The organism is Peptostreptococcus anaerobius 653-L (assembly GCF_000178095.1).
Classification (GTDB): Bacteria; Bacillota; Clostridia; order Peptostreptococcales; family Peptostreptococcaceae; genus Peptostreptococcus; species Peptostreptococcus anaerobius.
In genome coordinates this window covers 1-2,714 of the sequence record NZ_ADJN01000033.1, presented here as the reverse complement: position 1 = coordinate 2,714, position 2,714 = coordinate 1, and the positions used below count along the sequence as shown (strand labels likewise).

Genomic DNA, 2,714 nt, shown 5'->3' with positions numbered 1-2,714 from the left:
TGCCTTCTCATTGGGCTGGTATAGGTAGCCAGGATGGTCATCTAGAACTACTTCCCCTTTTTTGACTGCATAGTATTCAAATAATTTTTCTACAAATTTCCAATAGCTACCTTCAATAGAATCTACAACTAGATCACCATCGACTTTTCCTATATATACTGGACATCCTTCTTTTGAAAATTCATAAGAAAGGCCAGTATGGTCTGCGTGCATATGAGTCAAAAACAATTCGGTATCTTTTATGTCCAGGTCTAGCTCTTTCAGGCCCTCCTTCATAGAAAGCAAGGTCTCTTCCATATTGTAACCAGTATCGAGCACAAGATTCTTGTCCTTGTCCTTTATTACGTATACATTTATAGCCTTTAGTGGGCTCTTAGGTAGCTTAGCCTCAAACATATATATATTATCAAAAACCTCTTTAAGCATATAAGTATTCTCCTTAAAGTATCGTATTTTATATTTAAATTACCTATTAAAATTCCTACTAGGAATTAATTATCACCTGTAAGAAATACATCAAAAAAATCAAGTTATTACTTAAATTAAAAATGCTAAATTTCAACCTTTTATTTTGTTAAATTTAGCATTTTTGTATTTTCCAGGACTTATAAGTCAGTTCCTTCAAAAAAACTATATACTTTTCTTGGATTTTCTATTTGCAAGCTTGGAGTGTATCATATCCGTATAGGGAACATATATAGACAAGAGGGCAAATACAGCTAGTAGTCCCTGATACCAACAGAAATACACAACATCAAACGGGCTATTAAGACCCTTTATACTGGCACAAGCGAATAATACCTGGGCTCCATAAGGGATCAACCCCTGGAATACACAAGAGAATATATCCAACAAGGAAGCTGCCCTCTTAGGTTCTATTTTGTACTCCTCACTTATCTCCTTGGCTATAGGTCCATTGATAAGTATGGCAACAGTATTGTTGGCAGTTGCCATATCAGTTATAGATACCATGGCGCTTATACCAAGTTCAGCAGTCTTCTTGCCCTTGATTACTTTTTTAATCTTGTTTAGGATCCAGTTGATGCCACCTTCTTTTTCTACCATGTAGGCAAGTCCACCCATCAACATTGATAGTAAGAATATATCAAGCATCCCCTTAAATCCTTCAAATATCTGCTGGCTAAACACAAGTGTAGTAAATGAACCACCAGCTATTCCTATAATACCTGAAAGTACTATACCACCTGTCAAAACAACAAAAACATTCATACCACATAGGGCTGCTATAAGTACAAACATATATGGTACAACCTTTATTAACTCATAGTCATATGCCTTCACTGGAGGTATCACATCAGGTCTACCAAACACCAATAAAAGACCTATAGTCACAATGGCTGCCGGAAGAGCTATCAAGAAGTTGGCCTTAAACTTGTCTTTCATTTCAACTCCCTGAGTTCTTGTTGCTGCTATGGTCGTATCTGATATGATTGATAGGTTGTCACCAAACATACCCCCACCTATAGTCGCACCTATAACCAAGGCTTCGTTAAGTCCTGCTGCTTGAGCAAAACCTATAGCTATTGGGGCAACCGCAACAACAGTACCTACAGATGTACCTGTTGATATGGCTATAAAGGATGAAATTACGAATATACCTACACTGATATACTGGGCAGGTATGACAGACATACCTAGATTTACAACTGAATCTACTCCACCCATACTCTTAGACACAGTTGAAAAAGCTCCAGCAAGCAAGAATATAATACACATAATGATTATATTTTCGTTACCACAACCCTTGATTAGACTATTGAACTTCTCATCAATAGTACCCTTAAAAATAATAAATGCTGCTATAATACCTACTATGGCTGCTACTGGTGACGGCAACTGGTAAAACGCCATCTCAACTCCTCTAGCATTTAAAACAATACCCGTTATAAGATAAACGCCTATAAATACCAAGAATGGAAGCAGGGCAATAGCACTGACTTTTTTGTTTTTCATTTATACCTCCAAATAATAAATTTTTAATTACTATAAAATTCCAACTACATATAGTATACATTAAATTATATTATAACATATTCTAAATAAAAATAGTGGTTAGAAAAGCACTTTAGCCCCTCCAACCACTATTACATTTACAAGCAATTTACTAAAAGTGTACAAATTGATATTGCAATTTACGTATTAAATAAAATCACTTTATTTAATGCATTTTACTTAACATCATATATAAAAAAGAGCACAGTTGTGCTCTTTTTTAATTCTCTATAGGTATAATATACTATTATGATTTTTTATTTTTTAATGTGTTTATTACTGACAATATTCCTATTCCAGTCATTATAAGAGATATTGCTATCCTGGAATACTCTATTACATTTTGAACAATTATTGTATTTTCTGTAACCTCGGTTTTTATGCTTAAATCAAATGGGGTAATTAATAAACCTATTATTAACACAAAATAGAATATGTATAGATATAATATAGTTTTTTTATAAATAATCTCCTATTCAAATTTTGTATCTTAAGGTGAAATATACTGATATTCTCCAACTATATACTTAAAATGAGTGTATGTAATTTAAATAACGGAGAGAGAGGGATTCGAACCCTCGGTACAGTTTCCCGCACACCCGCTTTCCAGGCGAGCCCCTTAAGCCAACTCGGACACCTCTCCACAACTATTATACTATATCATAAACAAGTATTTTTATCAATTACTTTATTTGCATAGA

At 34.0% G+C, this 2,714-nt stretch carries 2 protein-coding genes and 1 tRNA gene; all 3 read right to left on the bottom strand.

The genetic code is table 11. The features are described 5' to 3' along the window. A partial coding sequence (locus HMPREF0631_RS03730) for an MBL fold metallo-hydrolase (RefSeq protein ID WP_002843535.1) occupies window positions 1-426 on the bottom strand: 426 nt, incomplete at its 3' end. 204 nt (window positions 427-630) lie between these two features. Further along, window positions 631-1,974, bottom strand: a complete 1,344-nt coding sequence (locus HMPREF0631_RS03725; RefSeq protein WP_002843534.1) for a Na+/H+ antiporter NhaC family protein — start codon at window positions 1,972-1,974, stop codon at window positions 631-633. Between the two features lie 594 nt (window positions 1,975-2,568). After that, window positions 2,569-2,656 (bottom strand) — tRNA-Ser (locus HMPREF0631_RS03720). Between the last annotated feature and the right edge of the window lie 58 nt (window positions 2,657-2,714).